Consider the following 16,348-nt stretch of genomic DNA (forward strand, 5'->3'; position numbering starts at 1 on the left):
AATATGCACTGTGCAACTGCAGGAAACAAAAAGCCTTCTTTTCTCATATTAAGAGAAAAGAAGGCTGATGTAATCCGTCCTGTTCTTATCTCCCAAGAATAAATTCCTGCTGGATTTAGCACCTTCCTGACAAATGTCAGAGGTTGCTGAAGCGTCAATGGGCCAGTCCCTCGGCTTCTCTGGATAAGGTTATTTAATTAATGTTTATCATAATACTCGGAATTATTTTTGTCAACAAAAGGATTTGCTTTCCGAAATTTTGAATAAACCAGAAAAACAGCGCCAAGCACCAAAGCAGCTCCAATAGTTAGATAAAGCTGATGGCTACTGTATAAACTCTGAAATGCCTCATAATTGCCGTTGACATACACGCCCAAACAGAGCATGGTTAAACACCATGGATAAATGCCTAAAAATGTAAGCAATAAATATTTGCCGATGCCTATACGGCTCATTCCGGCTACATACGAAATGTAGTTTCCAATGCCGAACGGCCGGGACAATGCAATGCTCCAGATGCCATAACGCCCGAACAAATGACCAGCGCGCTGCAGGCCCTTATGGAATTTCTTTTGCAGCATCGTGTGCATGGTTTTGCCAAGATAATATGGTATCAGACTAGCTCCGCTGTAAGTCACCGCTAAAGCAGCGGAAAGAAGAGCTGCGGCTGCCATACTCGGATTCAGCAATCCTCCGTAAGCAATAACCATTGCCACTCCAGGAAAAGGAAGAGATGCCCCTTCAAAAAACATGGCCGCAAACAAACCGGCCATCCCTATACTCTCAAGAAACACCAACAGCTGTTCTGCCATGTTTTCCACTCTCCTTGTCAGCTGCTGATCAGCATTTGTTCGATTGTTTCCACTATCTCACTAGATCCTGTCAGTATGAGCGACTTTTTGTATGCCTGGACCGCTGAATTGTAATTGCGGGTCAGTTTTTCGTCTTCCAACGTGCTTGCGATAAAATCCAATAGACTGCTGTTGCCCGGTAAAGTGAAAACGAGATTTTTCCTGGTTAAATAATTTAGATTGATTTCTTCCTGTCCTGGAAGAGGAGCAGATAAAAAGATCGGCAATTCTTTTGTCAGTGCTTCACTGATTGTTACTCCGCCGGGTTTGGTTATCAATGCATCCGCTTCATCATAAAGCCGGTTCATTTCTTCTTTTGAAGAAATATAGGAAAGCGGTGTTATTGCCGGATTGTTCAGCGCTGCGATTTGTTCACGAAGCCGCTTATTGGTTCCGCAAAGAACTAATATCTTCCACTTGCTGCTATCGAGCTCACCTTTAAACTGATCGACAATTGTAGAAAGCCCGGTGCTTCCCCCCGAAACTAAAACCGTCACTGCTTTCTTCTTTTCCTTGCTGTAACGCGCCTGAAAATTTTCGCTGACAGGAATGCCGGTGACAAATATACGCTCTGCGGGAATTTGATAATCATTTTGCAGTTTATCTTTCATCATCTCGGTCGCCGCGAAATGGAACTCAATATGGCTTCTGCCCCAAATATTGTTTATAAAAAAGTCAGTATAAATATTAAGGCAAGGTACTGGACATCTTCCCTGTTCTTTTAGTTTATTGATAAAGAAAGAAGGAAACCCGTGTGTACAAACAATTAAATCCGGCTTTTCTGCCGCGATGATTGCTTCAACTTTCTTCATAAATAGCCAGTCAAAATATGTCGCAGAATGTTTTTCCTTCGATTGTAAGGCAAATTTCCGGTAGACCCAGCCATAAGAATGAGGTGACTTGCGAATCCAATGCAAATAAGCTTTAACGGTTGTTGTTTCGGCTTTCGCGTTCCATTCACTCAGTAAATCCAATTTTTTGCATTCGATGTCGCTTGAATGGCTGGATATATATTCACAGACTGCATCGGCAACCTGGTGATGGCCTGAAGGCATGCTGTTGAGAAGCGAAAAAACCAATATTTTCTTCATTCAAAACACCTCCGCTAATTGTACTTCTTTTTTTGAAGACATCGGGTTGGACATAAAAAACGGAAAATTTTTCATCGCTCCACTGTAGACGAATTCCAGCTCTTCAGCACCGTATATATCTCCAGGCATCGTCAGGCAGGCCGGTTTTGAAGAAACATGGACACCGCCGCTTTGCAGCACCTCCGCCACAAATTGAGAACAGAAGAAAGCTTTTTCTCTTTCAAAAGCCGTCTTCAGCGCAACTCCAAACAAGCCGGCCAAATTGTATTTATACTGTTCATGACGGCATTCCATCTGCCGGACGAATGCTTGCATCGCAGAAAATCCATCTGCCGTCACCCCGCATTTGAAAACTGCACATTGTGCCCGCTGAAACAGGCAGCTCTGCAAGTCCTCTTTCACGAAACCGCCGCTGAATGCATTATCGGCATTTTTCCTTCCAAAACTATATACTTCGTTCAGCTCCTGATTAAAGGACAATGATACATGGCTGTAGGTGTGCCGGGTATAAGTTTTGATTATTTTAGACAGCGGAGTTTTTGTATCGGTAAATACAATATAGACCTCCATTATTCCAACTCCTTATCAGCCGCTATTAGCAGCCCTGCATTTTTACTTGTCTCTATTTTAGCTTCAGGAGAAATACGCGACATCGGGCGCAGGACTTTTTATTCATAAGACTTGAGGTGTAGAGCTTTCTAGGCGATTTTATTAATAAAGAGAAGGGATTTAGCAGTGGGAAATGGCAGTTGGGCATATTTGAGCCGAAGTTGGGCATATTACTTTGCTAGTTGGGCATAAAGCAGACAGAGTTGGGCATAATCGGCTTGAAATAGAGCATAAAATGAAAAAAAGAGAGGCATGTTCTGCCTCTCTTCATACACCCGCTTTAATTTTCAGCCTTCCCACTGGATATCCGTCGAATGGACAAGCCGTTCCCCGACAAAAATCCGGCATTGCACTTTAAGAAGGAGTAAACCGATCGAGACTTTGATGTCTTCAGTCTCACCTTCATCATTTTTCACTTTTCCGAACAGCCGTGAACTCCAACGAAAACCCAGTTGTTCATCCTGCAGAACGCCATCCACAAAAAGCTTTTCACTTGATAAGGTTTTCTCTACCTGAATAGTGTGCGATCCGTACTTCAACTTCCAGACATGCCTCATCCCATCGCCTCCTGCTCATTCCTGTTAAGGCCAGTATAGCAGAAAATGAGTTTTGCAAAGGTCTGTATGACTTGAATTCTGCAATACTGAAAATACCTTGCAAGAACGCTCATCCTACTGAAATAAGCCCTTCTGTATGCGTATTTTGAAACGCTATTTCCCGGGCAATAATCTTGATCAACAGTACCCTTCAGGAAGTGGCTGTCTTTAAGCGCGCCATTACTTCTACCCGCGTTGGCATTCCTCCTTGTGCGCCAAATTTTTCAACAGACAAGGAAGCTGCCGCATTAGCAAAGCGCACCGCTTCTTCGAATGGCATGCCTTCAGCCAGCGCCACACCAAGTGCGCCGTTAAATGTATCTCCAGCACCTGTTGTATCAACAGCTTCAGTTGTGAATCCTTCAACTATAACGTGACGGGAGCCATTGAAATAACGTGCCCCTTTATGGCCAATAGTGACGATGAGCCGATTTGGATACCGTTCGAGCGCTTTCTCCCAATCTTTACCGAATATTTCTTCTGCTTCTGTTTCATTCGGGGTTAAATAAGTTGCGTAAGGCAGGAAATTATCTGTAAACCCAGTCGCGGGAGCCGGATTCAAAATGGTTGAAACCCCATGCTGATGACAGATTTCCAATGTGCGCTGAACAACTGAAATCTTCATCTCCAATTGCATGATCACTATGCTGCTTTGGGATAATTGCGGTTCAAAAGCATCCATTTCTTCCGCTTTCAGGCTATGATTCGCTCCCGGAACGACAATGATCCGGTTGTCGCCTTCAGACAATAGAATATTGGCAATCCCGCTTGTCCCTTGCACTCGTTTTATTGCGTCTGTATGCACCGATTCCGCTTTCAAACCAGCAAGCAACTCATCACCGAAAGCATCAGTGCCAACCGCCCCAATCATATGTACTTTACTGCCTAGCCGAGCAGCTGCAACCGCCTGATTAGCGCCTTTGCCTCCAGGTACTGTCGTGTACAAATCACCTAAAGCGGTTTCTCCTTGCTTTGGAAAACGGCTCGTGCGCACGACAAGATCCATGTTGATGCTTCCCACTACTGTAATCATCCTTCCACGCTCCTTGCAATTCTCTGTACTTTAAATATTGCTGGCACTTATAAAAATTCCTGTCTGTCATCTTTAGTACAATCATAACTCCTTTTCCCAGAAAGTGTAACTAGTTGAACAAATATTTACTATGAATCGCAATGTGTGCTATTTTAATCTTTCCAATCAAAAAAAACAGACTTTCATTTGAAAGTCTGTCCAATATGCGATTCAAATATTGTTATCAAGCATTTACTTCTTCGGTTTTCAATACACGTTTGCCTTCAGTTTCTGCCACGTAAACCGCACATGCAGCATCACCCGAAATATTAATTGCTGTTCGGCTCATATCCAGCAAGCGGTCAATTCCAATGACCAAGCCGATTCCTTCCACCGGAAGGCCGACACTGCTAAGCACCATAGCCAGCATGATGAGCCCCACTCCCGGAACTCCCGCTGTACCAATACTCGCCAGCACAGCCGTCAGCACGACCGTCGCCAATTCTCCCATTGTTAGATCAACGCCATATGCCTGTGCAATGAACATCGTTGCAACACCTTGCATAATAGCCGTACCGTCCATATTAATTGTTGCACCCAACGGTTGGACAAATGAGCTGATCGGTTTTGGCACCCCTAACTCTTTTTGCGCTACTTCCATTGAGACAGGAAGCGTAGCGGTACTACTTGATGTACTGAACGCCACAGTCATAGCCGGAGCGAACTTCTTGAAAAACCAAATCGGATTTTTCTTAGCTAAAAATGCTATTGTGCCACCGTACGTGAAAGCGGCATGAATTAATAGCGCAGCAAGAATAACAATCATATAAGACCCCATTGCTTTCATTGCAGAAAAACCTTGGGATCCAACAGCAGTAGCAATCAAGCCAAATGTTCCATATGGTGCAAACTTCATCACAATACCAACCAGATACATCATAATTTCATTACCTTGCTCGACCAGGCTGACAATACCTTTGGTCTTAGAACCAAGAGCAGTCAAAGCCAAACCAATAAATACCGCAAACAAAATAATTTGAAGCATATTGCCTTCTACTAATGCCGCTAATGGATTTTCTGGAATAATATCCATCAGCGTCTCACCAATCGATGGCGCTTCTTCAGCTTCAAAAGAAGCATTTGCCAAATCAAAATCGCCGGCTAGCCCCGGTTGGATAACTGCTGCCAGCGACAAGCCGATGACAATGGCGATTGCTGTCGTCACCAAGAAATAGGAAACCGTTTTCAAACCAATTCTTCCTAATTTCGAAGGGTCACCGAGTCCAGCTGTTCCCAAAATAATGGAAAAAAGCACAAGTGGCACGACAAGCATTTTAATTAAACCTAAGAATATTTGGCCAAGAGGTACAAATAAATATGTATTTAAATTTTCGAAAGCTCCAGGCGCGAATAGATTGATAAGCAAGCCTACAATAGCACCCAGAACAAGTCCAGTTATTACTTTTACAGTCAAACTTTTTTTCTTCATGCATCTCTTCCTTTTTTTTCAGACTTAAGCAATAGTTTAACTGATGAACTGAAAGATTTACAAGTGTTAGATTATTCATTTCTGCCTAATAATTGATATGCTACGATAACTTCAAGTGACCTGGAAGACCTTAAAGTTATTTGAACCCAGCAGTACTATGGTAACATAAGCATATTTCCTCAGCACTGGAAAAACAAAAACAGCAGCTGCTTATTTGCGAAGAGCCGCTGTTTTGACTGTATTAAGGCATCAGCAAAATCTTTCCGATACTTTTTCTACTTTCAATATGGGCATGCGCTTTTGAAGCCTCGGCTAATTGAAAGCGTTTCGAGATGACCATCTCCAGTTTTTTCTCAAGCATGTATTCCGTTATTTTTTCTGCCGCTTCCTGCAGAAATTCAGGGCGCTGTTTGCGGTAAGTCCCTGTACTGTATCCAATGACTGCTCGGCAGCTAGAATGCAAATCAGCAGTTGTGATATTGCCCGGCACTGATCCTGTATTGCCATGGCCAAAAGAAATGATTCTGCCGAACGGAGCCAAGCATTTCATGCTTTTCTCAAAATTTTCTCCAGCAACGGTATCCAGAATGACATCTACCCCTTTACCGCCTGTCAATTTTTTCACTTCTTCCACAAAATCCCCTGACACGTAGTTGATTGCATGGTCAGCCCCGAAACTTTTGGCGATATCTTTTTTTTCATCACTGCCTACCGTTCCGATAATCATTCCCGCACCTAAGATTTTGGCTAATTGAATCGCTGTCGAGCCGATGCCGCCAGCTGCCGCATGAATCAGAATGGCCTCTCCCGGAGCGAGCCTCGCCATTTTCTGAATGACATTGTATGCTGTAATTCCTACTGTCAATGATGCCGCAGCCGTTTCGATATCCACTTTATCCGGAACTGCATAAGTCAAAGCTTCATCCGCTGCCACATATTCGGCATAAGATCCTTCCTTCGGAAATGCCATCACGCGCTGTCCAGGCTTAAACTTTGTCACTTCACTGCCCACTTCAAGTATTTCTCCTGCACAGTCGAGCCCTGGAATAAACGCGGCTCCCGGAGCAATTCCATGATACTGCCCTTGGCGTGCCTTAATGTCTGCAAAATTTACGCTGATGGCCTGCACTTGTATCAGCACCTGATTCGGGGCAATTTTCGGTTCTTCCACTTCTTGAAACTGCATAACTTCAGGTGCTCCCAATTCCTTCACGACGATTGCTTTCATCCACTTCCCCCCTAAAGTTTTCAAGTTAAGATTTTAAGTAAATAATCCGCGTAAATCTGTTCAATTTCTTCTTTGCTGAATTCCCCTTCCGGTGAATACCAGACTTGAATCCAATTGGCTGCGCCTAAAATAATCATTCTGGCCATTTTTTTCTCGTTTACTGAAAACTCTCCTTTTTGAATTCCTTGCTGAATCATTTGATCAAAAAGACTCGCATATGCATCTCTTTTTTTTACAATGGGAGGGATATATTCTGCTGAGAAAATCTGCTCCGGCTTTACAGTCAGATTGAATATTTCTTTTTCTTGTATGGCGATATCCAGATGAACTTTTATGGCGGCCTTCATTTTTTCTCCGGAGGAAATGTCTTTTCCATAAATACTTTCCAATTGATTAAAAGCATTGGACAAGATTAAATCGTGGCATTGAAACAGCAATTCTTCTTTATTCTTAAAATAATAATAAAGCGATCCCTTTGTCATCAGCAGTTCAGCTGCAATATCTTCCATTGTCGTGTTATGGAACCCTTTCCTTGAGATGACTAAACTGGCCGAACGAAGTATATCTTCCCTTTTCTTAGTCGCTTTTTTTTCTCTCAGATTCATCGCAGCACCTCATACTTCTTAATTTTCTCATTGCCTGTTTTCTTATGCTTTTTCCCTAATATAAATTACCGAAACAATTTTGAATGTCCAATTAAACAAAGCGAAAAAAAGCCCTTCATCGTGAAATGAAGGGCTTTTTATTTCTCTTATTCACCTAAATCAACGTTATGGTAAACCTGTTGCACATCTTCCAAGTCTTCGATGGCATCAATCATTTTCTCGAATTGTACTTGTGCATCTTCCGGCAGCTCCAGCTCGTTCTGTGCAAGCATCGTTAATTCAGCCACGCTGAATTCAGTAATGCCGGCATTCTTGAACGCTTCCTGTACGACATGGAATTGGTCGGGTTCAGCGTAAACAATCACTGAATCTTCTTCTTCAATAATGTCCCGCACATCAACGTCCGCTTCCATCAACAATTCCAGCACTTCATCGGCTGTTTTGCCTTCGATAGCGAAAACAGCTGTATGGTCAAACATATACGAAACCGATCCGCTGACGCCCATATTCCCGCCATTCTTGCCAAATGCCGCGCGCACATCCGAAGCTGTACGGTTCACATTGTTCGTCAATGTATCAACTATCACCATTGATCCATTCGGTCCGAAGCCTTCGTAACGAAGTTCATCATAGCTTTCTTCTGAACCGCCTTTTGCTTTCTCAATTGCCCGGTCAATGATGGCTTTTGGCACACTATATGTTTTCGCACGTTCTAGCACGACTTTCAGCGCCTGATTCGATTCCGGATCCGGTTCGCCTTGTTTAGCGGCAACGTAGATTTCCCGTCCGAATTTCGCATAGATACGGCTTGTGTTAGCGTCTTTGGATGCTTTTTTCTCTTTAATGTTATTCCACTTGCGTCCCATATGGTTTCCCACTTTCTTTCAACTTTGAATGTGAAGAACGTTCACTAACTTCTATTATATAATAAACCCCGCATTTCTATCGACTTATATACTTAAAAACTTCGTCGATTGGTTTAAATCTTTATCTTGAAGGCAAGACACTATAAGAGAAGGATGAATTAAATTCAAAAGGAGGAATTCCAGGTGGCGGAAAACAAAGCAATCATTATTACAGGTGGAGCTAGCGGCATCGGACGGGAGGCCGCTTATCAATTAGCCGAGGCAGGAAATGCCATTGTGGTAGCCGATTTTAACGAAGAAGGCGCAAATGAAACAGTAGCGAATATCGAAGCGCAAGGCGGCAAAGCAGCAGCTTTTAAAGTGGATGTATCAAAAGCCGAAGAAGTTGAAGCGATGGTCGATTTCGCGGTTGACACATTCGGGACATTGAATGGCATTTTCAACAATGCCGGCATCGGCCTGGTCAAACCGTTGCTTGAAATGGATCCAGCTTCTTATCATAAAGTAATTGACGTCGATCAGCACAGCGTCTACTACGGCATCTATTATGGAGCAAAGAAAATGGTGGAACTCGGAGCCAAAGGGACAATCGTTAACACCGCTTCCATTTACGGTTCAATGGCTGCAAAGGGCAGCTTCAACTACAATGCGGCAAAAGCTGCTGTGGTCATGATGTCTAAGTCGGGAGCCTTGGAACTGGCTGAACACGGCATCCGTGTAGTCGGGGTTGCTCCAGGGTTTATCGATACGCCGATTCTTGGAGACAATGAAGAAATGAAAAAAGCTTTGTCTGCGATGCATATGCACAATCAGCTGATCCAGCCTGAAAAAGTGGCGAATGTAGTGAAGTTTTTATTCTCTGAAGAAGCATCTGCTATCAACGGTTCGACTGTTGCGGTAGATGATGGTTTCCTGAGCTTTAAATAAAGAAAAATTTCAAATAGAAAAGCTGCCTTCAATCAAAGGCAGCTTTCTTTGTTTCGTTTTTATCCACTCGAAAATATTCCGACAGCTGAATGACGCGGACATTCCCCGTATGCAGTTCGTGATAAATGCCTCTGCTGTCTGTAAATGATATATACTGGTCCCGTTCACTGTGGATCAGTGCTTCCGCTTGTTCCTGTGATTCTACATGAATAAACCTGCGGATGTAATGTTCTTCATCAAAAAAATAGGTGATTTTGAATTCTTTCAAAGCAGCCATCCCCTTATTTAGAATACGGAGCCTTCTGATAAAAGTAATTCGGTTTGACTATATCGTTTTTATATGGCTTATGGAAAATATGCGTTGTCGCTGACGACATTGGCGGAATCAGCCATGCCCAGTTGCCGGTCAAGTCTCTGCCCGCCGCTTCTTCTTTTTTCTCAAAACTTTTAAACTGCTTTGCAGCGGTATGATGATCCACAATGGTGACACCCGCCTTCTGGAAGGAATCCAAAACCGCAATATTCAGCTCCACCAACGCCTTGTCTTTCCATAATGAACGATTGGAATCAGTATTCAAGCCCATCACTTCCGCGACGGCCGGCAATAAATCATAACGGTCTTCATCGGCCAAGTTGCGGGCACCTATTTCCGTTCCCATGTACCAGCCATTGAATGGCGCCATCGGATAATGGATGCCGCCTATTTCCAATTTCATGTCCGAAATAATCGGTACACCATACCATTTTGCCTGCAACTCTGTAAAACGGTCAAATTCCGGATGCTTCAATTCCACTTCCATTACGGACTCTCTAGGCAGCTCAAAATAACGGGGCTCTTCCCCTTTCATTTGGATGACCAAGGGCAAAATGTCGAAATGCGTGCCTTCACCTTGCCATCCTAGTTTTTCACATTGCTTGGTGAATTCGATGGAAGTTGAATCCCCTATAATTCCCCCATCTTTTTCATAGCCGGCGTATCGGATCAACTGATGATTCCAGATTCTCATTACGTCTTCACCATTCTTAGCTGGTGGAAAAACAGTAAGAGTTGGCCGAATCTTGCCGTTATTCGCCGCAAATTCAATGTGGTTCATCAAGGCGTCATAAACCCCTTCTGCAGTGGATTGCCGGCGTTCATCAAAAACGGTCAATGAATTCCAGAAAAGGCGTCCAATGCAGCGGTTATTATTGCGCCATGCCATCCGTGCACCATGTTCAAGCTCTTCAAATGTATGTCGATACGTTTCAGTAGTTTCGATTTCAGTGGCAATTTCAGCAATCCTGTCTTTCAATTGTTGCTCATTCTTCCCCAATTCATAGTAGCAAACGGATAAAAATTCGATTGCTTCATCGAGTAAGGCATTGGGTGTCCCAACAGCGTTCAAGTCCATCACTCCTCGTCAACATCATATCATCATCCTTTCTTTTTTTTCACTTGCAAACCTTTGCCTCCTTTGTTTTTTGAGAAGAGGTACAGTACACTTGAATTGAGTGAAAATACAGTCACAAGGAGAATCATTGATGGTAAAAGCTATTTTTTTTGATTTGGATGACACGTTATTATGGGACAAAAAAAGTGTGGCTACAGCATTCCAGAAAACCTGTGAAATGGCAGCAGATAAAAGCGGGAAAGATTGCTCCGGACTTGAAGAGGCAGTTCGACAGGAAGCAAGCCGCCTTTATGCAGCGTATGCAACTTATCCTTTCACCCAAATGATTGGCATCAACCCCTTTGAAGGGTTATGGGGAACATTTGATGACGAAGGTGCTGATTTTCAGGAAATGAAAAAAATCGTGCCCGAATACCGGCGTGAAGCATGGACGCGGGGATTGCAAAAAGTTGGCATTGATGATCCCGGACTTGGGCAGGAACTTGCCGAATATTTTCCTGAAGCCCGTAGGCAAAGCCCCATATTATATGAAGAAACTCTTGCAGTGCTCAATCAGCTGAAAGGAAAATATGATCTTTTGCTGTTGACGAACGGTTCGCCAACTTTGCAGAATATCAAACTTGAAATCACTCCGGAAATCGCCCCTTACTTCGACCACATCGTCATTTCGGGCGCTTTTGGGAAAGGAAAACCGGATCCAGAAATCTTCGAACATGCCTTGGCCAAATTTGGTTATCAGGCAGAAGAAGTGTTAATGGTCGGCGACAATTTAATGACCGATATCATCGGAGCTGAAAAAGCAGGCATCCGCTCGGTTTGGATCAACCGGGAACAAAAAGCGCCGCACGAAAGCATCATTCCTACATATGAAATCACACATCTTGAAGAACTGTTTCCGATTTTGGAACAGCTTAGAAACACAAAAGAGACCCTTTAATAAGGGTCTCTTCCTGCTTTACTTACATATTGATAGCTGTCACATGTTCAATCTCCGCCATGCTTGCCAATTGCGCCAAGCCGCTGTCTTCCGCCATTTTATCGATTGACAGCATCATGATGGCGTCCCCGCCGATATTCGAGCGGAATACTTGCATCGTTGCAATATTGACGCCTTCTTCACCGAGCAAAGTTCCGACGCGCCCGATCACACCTGGCCGGTCATTATGGCGAATAAAGACAAGATGTCCTTGAGGTACGATATCCACCAGGTAATTGTCTACTTTGACGATGCGTGCGCCTTGTCCATTCAGCAAAGTGCCGGCCGCTGTTCTTGTTCCGTGAGCTGTTTTCACTTCTACTGTAATTAGATTGGTAAACCCTTTTGCAGTAGTAGATTTGCTTTCGTTGACCGTAATTCCTTTTTGGTTGGCCAAATACAAAGCATTGACATCGTTAACGTTTTCCCCGAGGTGGCGCTTCAGCAAGCCTTTCAAAGCATTGCGTGTCAGGGGGCCGACTTCCACGTTCGCCAATTCACCTGAATACTGGATATGAACTTCTTCCGCTGTGCCATCGCTTAAATCCGTCAGGAATCTTCCAAGCCGTTCTGCCAAATCAAAATAGGGTTCAATTTTCGCCATGATTTCTTTTGGAACAGACGGCAAATTGACTGAGTTGCGGACAATGCCGGTTGTGAAATAGCTGATGACGTCTTTGCTGACATCTACTGCGACGCTTTCCTGTGCTTCAATAGTGCTGGCTCCTAAATGCGGGGTGGCAACGACTTCCGGCAAGTCCAATAAGCGGAAATCAACCATCGGCTCCTGTTCAAAAACATCAAGTGCAGCTCCGGCCACTTTTCCGCCTTTGATGGCATCATATAGAGCATTTTCATCGATGATGCCACCGCGTGCGCAGTTGATGATCTGTACGCCGTCTTTCATAATTTCAAATGCTTCCGCATTGATCAAGTGGCGCGTTTCCTTCAATAAAGGGGTATGGACTGTAATAAAATCCGCAGCCTTCAATACATCTTCTACAGTACCGAAATCAACGCCCATTTTTTCCGCTTTTTCAGCTGTCAGGAACGGGTCATAAGCAATGACATTCATGCGCTGTCCTTTTGCCCGCGCCGCCACTTCTGTTCCGATCCGCCCGAGCCCGATAACGCCGAGTGTCTTGTTTTTAAGTTCCACACCGACATACGATTTCCGGTCCCAGTTCTGATTGCGCAAAGCATAGAACGCCTGCGGAATTTTACGCGCCATCGACATCAGCATCGCAATGGTATGTTCAGCAGCAGAGTTGGTATTGCCATCCGGTGCATTGACGACAATGACGCCATGTTCCGTAGCCGCTTCCAAATCAATATTGTCGACCCCCACTCCGGCTCGGCCAATGATCTTCAAATGCGTCGCTTTTTCAATTATGTCACGTGTGACCTGCGTCTGGCTTCTGACGAGCAAAGCATCAAAATCTTTGATCCGTTCACCCAATTGTTCCGGCGTTAAATTGGTTTCCATGACAAGGTTAAAGCCATCAGCCTGGCGCAGCGGATAAATTCCATCTTCACTTAATGGATCACTGATTAAGATATTGTATGTCATTATGATTACTTCCCTTCATTCAGGTAAATTTGTTGTGCGGCTTGGACGCCTTTGCCAAGTTCTATTTCTTTCCCTGCTTTAACTAAACCAATTTCCATTGCTGCAATCGCCTGCAGCATATCGGCCGGAGAACAATAGCCCATATGGCCGATGCGGAAAATAGTTTTTGCCAAATGCTGCTGGCCTCCGGCAACTTCAAGGCCAAACTCTTTTTTCATGATTTTCCGGAACGCTTCTGAATCAAAATCCGCCGGTTTAACCGCCGTAACAGTAGGTGAAGCAGCTTCATCAGTTGTCAAAAGCGGGATATCCAATGCTTTGAATGCCGCACGCGTCATATTCATCATCAGCCGGTGGCGACCGTAAACCTGCTCCAGTCCTTCTTCTTCCAGCAATTCAAGCACTTGCTGCAATCCGAACAAAATTGATAATGCCGGAGTAAACGGTGTGGTATCTTTTAAAATATTGTCGCGGTGCTTTTTCAAGTCCAGATAAAAACGGGGCTGCGGATTCGCTTCAATCTTATCCCAGGCTCGCTCGCTCGCCGCTACAAAGGCAAGTCCTGCCGGAAGCATAAATGCTTTTTGAGAACCCGTCACAACAATATCGATTCCCCATTCATCCATTTTCGTTTCTGTTCCACCAACACAAGATACACCGTCGACAATAAACAATGCTTCCGATACTTCTTTCACCGCTGCAGCCAATTCTTTCACCGGATTTAATACACCGGTTGATGTCTCACAAAAAGTTGCAAGTACCACTTTTATTTCAGGATGCTCCTGTAAGAATGCTTTTACTGTTTCCGGATCTGCCGCTTGTCCCCATTCCACATCCAGCACATGAGTTTTGATATGGTAGGCTTTGCAGATTTTCGCAAAACGGTCACCAAAAGCACCGGTAACTACCACTAACACTTCTTCTCCCGGCGCTACTGTATTGACGACCGCCGTTTCGAGGCCTGCCGTTCCGCTGCCCGTTAAGATCATCACTTCCTGGTTTGTACCGAAAACACGCTTCAATTTTGGGCGGATATCACTGATCATGTCCGAAGTGCTTTGCCCTCTATGACCGATCATCGGTTGGCTCATAGCACGGTTGACGCTCGGCGGGATTGGCGTCGGCCCTGGAATTCTTAGAATTTGTTGGTCAGTCAGCATAATGGTATTTTCCCCTTTCGTATTTGGAAGCAGCAATAAAAAAAGACTCCAAGCCACCTCACATAAAATGCAAGGGGCGAAGAGTCTTTCGATTCGCGGTACCACCCTAATTCACTGCTTCGTTTTTCAGAAACAGTCTCATTGGTTCACATGCGTAACGGGCACGAGCCGGATGGACCTACTTAGTTTCAATCCATCTATTCAGGAGTGCTGCCAAATGCCGGAACCGCTGATTTTCACCACCCATCAGCTCTCTGAAGATTCCTATACATAAAGCTTATCTCCGTCAAAATAGTTAATTTATAATTTGAATTGAATTTATCATAACAAATCTCAATAAGTTGTCAATATATAAAAAATATTATGATTATTTTGCAACCGTTTTCATTTTTTCGAAATCCTGCGTTCACGTGAGTCTGCGGAAAATAAAAAAATTAGAATTTTTTTATTGATCATTCTGAAAAGGGGGATAATTTAAAATAACCATCATTTTTTTGTTATACTTGAGTTAGATTTTTTAACAAGGAGGCAGTAATATGATCAAGACTTTTTCCGTAGAAGATTATTTGTCATCAAACAGAGAACAATTTGAGTCAATCAGTAAATACATCTGGGAGCATCCGGAAACACGCTACCAAGAATTTGAATCTGCCCGCTTTTTAGCAGATGAACTAGAAAAAGAAGGGTTTCAGGTGGAACGGGGTGTGGGAGGCATTGAAACTGCTTTTATTGCAACATTCGGCGAAGGCAAACCGGTCATCGCTTTTCTTGGTGAATTTGATGCTTTATCCGGTCTCAGCCAAAAAGCCAACAGCACTGAACAAGAAGCTTTGATTCCAGGCGGAGTGGGCCATGGCTGCGGCCATAACCTACTTGGTACGGGCGCTCTTGCCGCTGCCTATGCTGTTAAAGCTTATTTCCAGGACAATGGTATCAAAGGCACTGTGAAATTTTATGGCTGTCCCGCGGAAGAAGGTGGCTCAGGGAAGACTTTCATGGTCCGTGAAGGTGTTTTCGAAGGGCTTGATGCTGCGTTAACCTGGCATCCATCCTACTCAAACACCATTATGAGTTTATCCAGCTTAGCTAATTATCAGGTTTACTTCCGTTTCAAAGGCATCGCTTCGCATGCAGCCAATTCTCCTCATCTCGGAAGAAGTGCACTGGATGCAGTGGAATTGATGAATGTCGGTGTCAATTACCTGCGGGAACATGTCGTACAGGAAGCCCGCATTCATTACGCCATCACCAATAGCGGCGGCATTTCTCCGAATGTTGTTCAGTCTGAAGCTGAAGTTTTGTATTTGATTCGCGCGCCGAAAGTGGCGCAAGTGGATGAGATTTACAAACGTGTCTGCCAAATTGCAGAAGGTGCCGCACTGATGACTGAAACAGAAATGTCCCTTGTTTTTGACAAAGCTTGTTCAAATTACGAGCCGAATCGCGCACTTGAAAAAATCCTGTACCAAAAACTGCAGGAAGCCGGTCCCATTCAACCAAACGAAGAAGAAATAAAATTTGCCAAAGGCATTTGGGATAGCTTGTCTGAAGGTGAAAAGAAAAACTTTGTATCCGGTATGGAAAGCTTCGGCTATTTCGGAGACGGAAGCGAGTTTGAAGGCAAATTCCTTTCGGATATCATTTCTGAATATGTAGCTGCCGATAAAGTAATGCCTGGATCCACGGACGTGTCAGATGTCAGCTGGGTTGTTCCGACTGCTCAATTGACGGCCGCCACAAGCGCTATCGGCACACCTTTGCATACTTGGCAAATGGTAACACAAGGTCTCAGCTCATTCGCCCACAGCGGCATGCTGCTGGCCGCCCAATCAATGGCTGGCGCTGCCATTCACTTATTTGAAAACGAAGACGCTCTGCAGGCAGTAAAAGAAGAGCATGAAAAGAAACGGTCAAAAGAACCGTACTTCTGCCCAATTCCAAAAGAAGTTAAGCCTTCCGCTGTGAAGTAATTGAAAC

Annotated in this window: 16 protein-coding genes, 1 riboswitch and 1 other annotated feature; of the genes, 3 read left to right on the forward strand and 13 right to left on the reverse strand. The window is 44.1% G+C overall.

The window, feature by feature from the left end; genetic code table 11:
• Positions 1-82: 82 nt before the first annotated feature.
• Positions 83-190: riboswitch (SAM riboswitch) on the reverse strand.
• A 7-nt stretch (positions 191-197) separates the two neighbouring features.
• The 9 genes from AC3AQ9_RS09510 to AC3AQ9_RS09550 all read right to left on the reverse strand — a co-directional run bounded on the left by AC3AQ9_RS09510 (position 198) and on the right by AC3AQ9_RS09550 (position 8,347).
• The gene (locus AC3AQ9_RS09510; protein ID WP_488307227.1) at positions 198-812 is read right to left on the reverse strand and encodes a DedA family protein; all 615 of its coding nucleotides are present in this window, start codon (positions 810-812) and stop codon (positions 198-200) included.
• Between the two features lie 17 nt (positions 813-829).
• On the reverse strand, positions 830-1,942 hold the full coding sequence (locus AC3AQ9_RS09515; RefSeq protein WP_488307228.1) for an MGDG synthase family glycosyltransferase: 1,113 nt from the start codon (positions 1,940-1,942) through the stop codon (positions 830-832).
• Positions 1,943-2,512, reverse strand: coding sequence for a hypothetical protein (locus AC3AQ9_RS09520; RefSeq protein ID WP_488307229.1), 570 nt, complete (start codon positions 2,510-2,512; stop codon positions 1,943-1,945).
• A 326-nt stretch (positions 2,513-2,838) separates the two neighbouring features.
• A complete protein-coding gene (locus AC3AQ9_RS09525) occupies positions 2,839-3,108 on the reverse strand; it encodes a hypothetical protein (protein WP_488307230.1) in 270 nt (89 codons plus the stop codon).
• Positions 3,109-3,298: 190 nt separating this feature from the next.
• A complete protein-coding gene (gene rbsK / locus AC3AQ9_RS09530) occupies positions 3,299-4,180 on the reverse strand; it encodes a ribokinase (protein WP_488307231.1) in 882 nt (293 codons plus the stop codon).
• Between the two features lie 223 nt (positions 4,181-4,403).
• Positions 4,404-5,648 carry a dicarboxylate/amino acid:cation symporter gene (locus AC3AQ9_RS09535; RefSeq protein ID WP_488307232.1) on the reverse strand — a complete coding sequence of 415 codons (1,245 nt, stop codon included), beginning with the start codon at positions 5,646-5,648 and terminating at the stop codon, positions 4,404-4,406.
• A gap of 241 nt (positions 5,649-5,889) precedes the next feature.
• Entirely contained in the window at positions 5,890-6,876 is a 987-nt protein-coding gene (locus AC3AQ9_RS09540; RefSeq protein WP_488307233.1) for a quinone oxidoreductase family protein, read from the reverse strand.
• Between the two features lie 20 nt (positions 6,877-6,896).
• On the reverse strand, positions 6,897-7,481 hold the full coding sequence (locus tag AC3AQ9_RS09545; RefSeq protein ID WP_488307234.1) for a TetR/AcrR family transcriptional regulator: 585 nt from the start codon (positions 7,479-7,481) through the stop codon (positions 6,897-6,899).
• 146 nt (positions 7,482-7,627) lie between these two features.
• Positions 7,628-8,347 carry a YebC/PmpR family DNA-binding transcriptional regulator gene (locus tag AC3AQ9_RS09550; RefSeq protein WP_488307235.1) on the reverse strand — a complete coding sequence of 240 codons (720 nt, stop codon included), beginning with the start codon at positions 8,345-8,347 and terminating at the stop codon, positions 7,628-7,630.
• 183 nt (positions 8,348-8,530) lie between these two features.
• Between AC3AQ9_RS09550 and AC3AQ9_RS09555 the strand changes: the two genes are divergently transcribed.
• Positions 8,531-9,274, forward strand: coding sequence for an SDR family NAD(P)-dependent oxidoreductase (locus tag AC3AQ9_RS09555; protein ID WP_488307236.1), 744 nt, complete (start codon positions 8,531-8,533; stop codon positions 9,272-9,274).
• 28 nt (positions 9,275-9,302) lie between these two features.
• Here AC3AQ9_RS09555 and AC3AQ9_RS09560 read toward each other — a convergent pair whose 3' ends face one another.
• Together AC3AQ9_RS09560 and AC3AQ9_RS09565 are read right to left on the reverse strand one after the other, a co-directional pair.
• Positions 9,303-9,542 (reverse strand): hypothetical protein, encoded by a 240-nt coding sequence (locus tag AC3AQ9_RS09560; RefSeq protein WP_488307237.1) that lies wholly within the window; start codon positions 9,540-9,542, stop codon positions 9,303-9,305.
• Between the two features lie 13 nt (positions 9,543-9,555).
• Positions 9,556-10,659 (reverse strand): nitric oxide synthase oxygenase, encoded by a 1,104-nt coding sequence (locus AC3AQ9_RS09565; RefSeq protein WP_488307238.1) that lies wholly within the window; start codon positions 10,657-10,659, stop codon positions 9,556-9,558.
• 136 nt (positions 10,660-10,795) lie between these two features.
• Here AC3AQ9_RS09565 and AC3AQ9_RS09570 point away from each other — a divergent pair, with 136 nt between their 5' ends.
• On the forward strand, positions 10,796-11,602 hold the full coding sequence (locus tag AC3AQ9_RS09570) for an HAD family hydrolase (protein ID WP_488307239.1): 807 nt from the start codon (positions 10,796-10,798) through the stop codon (positions 11,600-11,602).
• Between the two features lie 22 nt (positions 11,603-11,624).
• Here the strand turns inward: AC3AQ9_RS09570 and serA are convergent, their stop codons facing one another.
• Together serA and AC3AQ9_RS09580 are read right to left on the reverse strand one after the other, a co-directional pair.
• Positions 11,625-13,211, reverse strand: coding sequence for a phosphoglycerate dehydrogenase (serA, locus tag AC3AQ9_RS09575; RefSeq protein WP_488307240.1), 1,587 nt, complete (start codon positions 13,209-13,211; stop codon positions 11,625-11,627).
• Between the two features lie 5 nt (positions 13,212-13,216).
• Positions 13,217-14,371 (reverse strand): pyridoxal-phosphate-dependent aminotransferase family protein, encoded by a 1,155-nt coding sequence (locus AC3AQ9_RS09580; protein WP_488307241.1) that lies wholly within the window; start codon positions 14,369-14,371, stop codon positions 13,217-13,219.
• A 69-nt stretch (positions 14,372-14,440) separates the two neighbouring features.
• Positions 14,441-14,670, reverse strand: a binding site (T-box leader).
• Between the two features lie 237 nt (positions 14,671-14,907).
• Between AC3AQ9_RS09580 and AC3AQ9_RS09585 the strand changes: the two genes are divergently transcribed.
• Positions 14,908-16,341: a M20 family metallopeptidase gene (locus tag AC3AQ9_RS09585; RefSeq protein ID WP_488307242.1), complete on the forward strand. Its 1,434-nt coding sequence runs from the start codon at positions 14,908-14,910 to the stop codon at positions 16,339-16,341.
• Positions 16,342-16,348: the final 7 nt, after the last annotated feature.

The organism is Planococcus sp. VCh962 (assembly GCF_057748275.1).

Excerpts from the sequence above, each read along its gene's own strand:
- AC3AQ9_RS09510 (WP_488307227.1), bottom strand. The coding sequence starts at position 812 with ATGGCAGAACAGCTGTTGGTGTTTCTTGAGAGTATAGGGATGGCCGGT.
- AC3AQ9_RS09515 (WP_488307228.1), bottom strand. The coding sequence starts at position 1,942 with ATGAAGAAAATATTGGTTTTTTCGCTTCTCAACAGCATGCCTTCAGGC.
- AC3AQ9_RS09520 (WP_488307229.1), bottom strand. The coding sequence starts at position 2,512 with ATGGAGGTCTATATTGTATTTACCGATACAAAAACTCCGCTGTCTAAA.
- AC3AQ9_RS09525 (WP_488307230.1), bottom strand. The coding sequence starts at position 3,108 with ATGAGGCATGTCTGGAAGTTGAAGTACGGATCGCACACTATTCAGGTA.
- rbsK (WP_488307231.1), bottom strand. The coding sequence starts at position 4,180 with ATGATTACAGTAGTGGGAAGCATCAACATGGATCTTGTCGTGCGCACG.
- AC3AQ9_RS09535 (WP_488307232.1), bottom strand. The coding sequence starts at position 5,648 with ATGAAGAAAAAAAGTTTGACTGTAAAAGTAATAACTGGACTTGTTCTG.
- AC3AQ9_RS09540 (WP_488307233.1), bottom strand. The coding sequence starts at position 6,876 with ATGAAAGCAATCGTCGTGAAGGAATTGGGAGCACCTGAAGTTATGCAG.
- AC3AQ9_RS09545 (WP_488307234.1), bottom strand. The coding sequence starts at position 7,481 with ATGAATCTGAGAGAAAAAAAAGCGACTAAGAAAAGGGAAGATATACTT.
- AC3AQ9_RS09550 (WP_488307235.1), bottom strand. The coding sequence starts at position 8,347 with ATGGGACGCAAGTGGAATAACATTAAAGAGAAAAAAGCATCCAAAGAC.
- AC3AQ9_RS09570 (WP_488307239.1), top strand. The coding sequence starts at position 10,796 with ATGGTAAAAGCTATTTTTTTTGATTTGGATGACACGTTATTATGGGAC.
- serA (WP_488307240.1), bottom strand. The coding sequence starts at position 13,211 with ATGACATACAATATCTTAATCAGTGATCCATTAAGTGAAGATGGAATT.
- AC3AQ9_RS09580 (WP_488307241.1), bottom strand. The coding sequence starts at position 14,371 with ATGCTGACTGACCAACAAATTCTAAGAATTCCAGGGCCGACGCCAATC.
- AC3AQ9_RS09585 (WP_488307242.1), top strand. The coding sequence starts at position 14,908 with ATGATCAAGACTTTTTCCGTAGAAGATTATTTGTCATCAAACAGAGAA.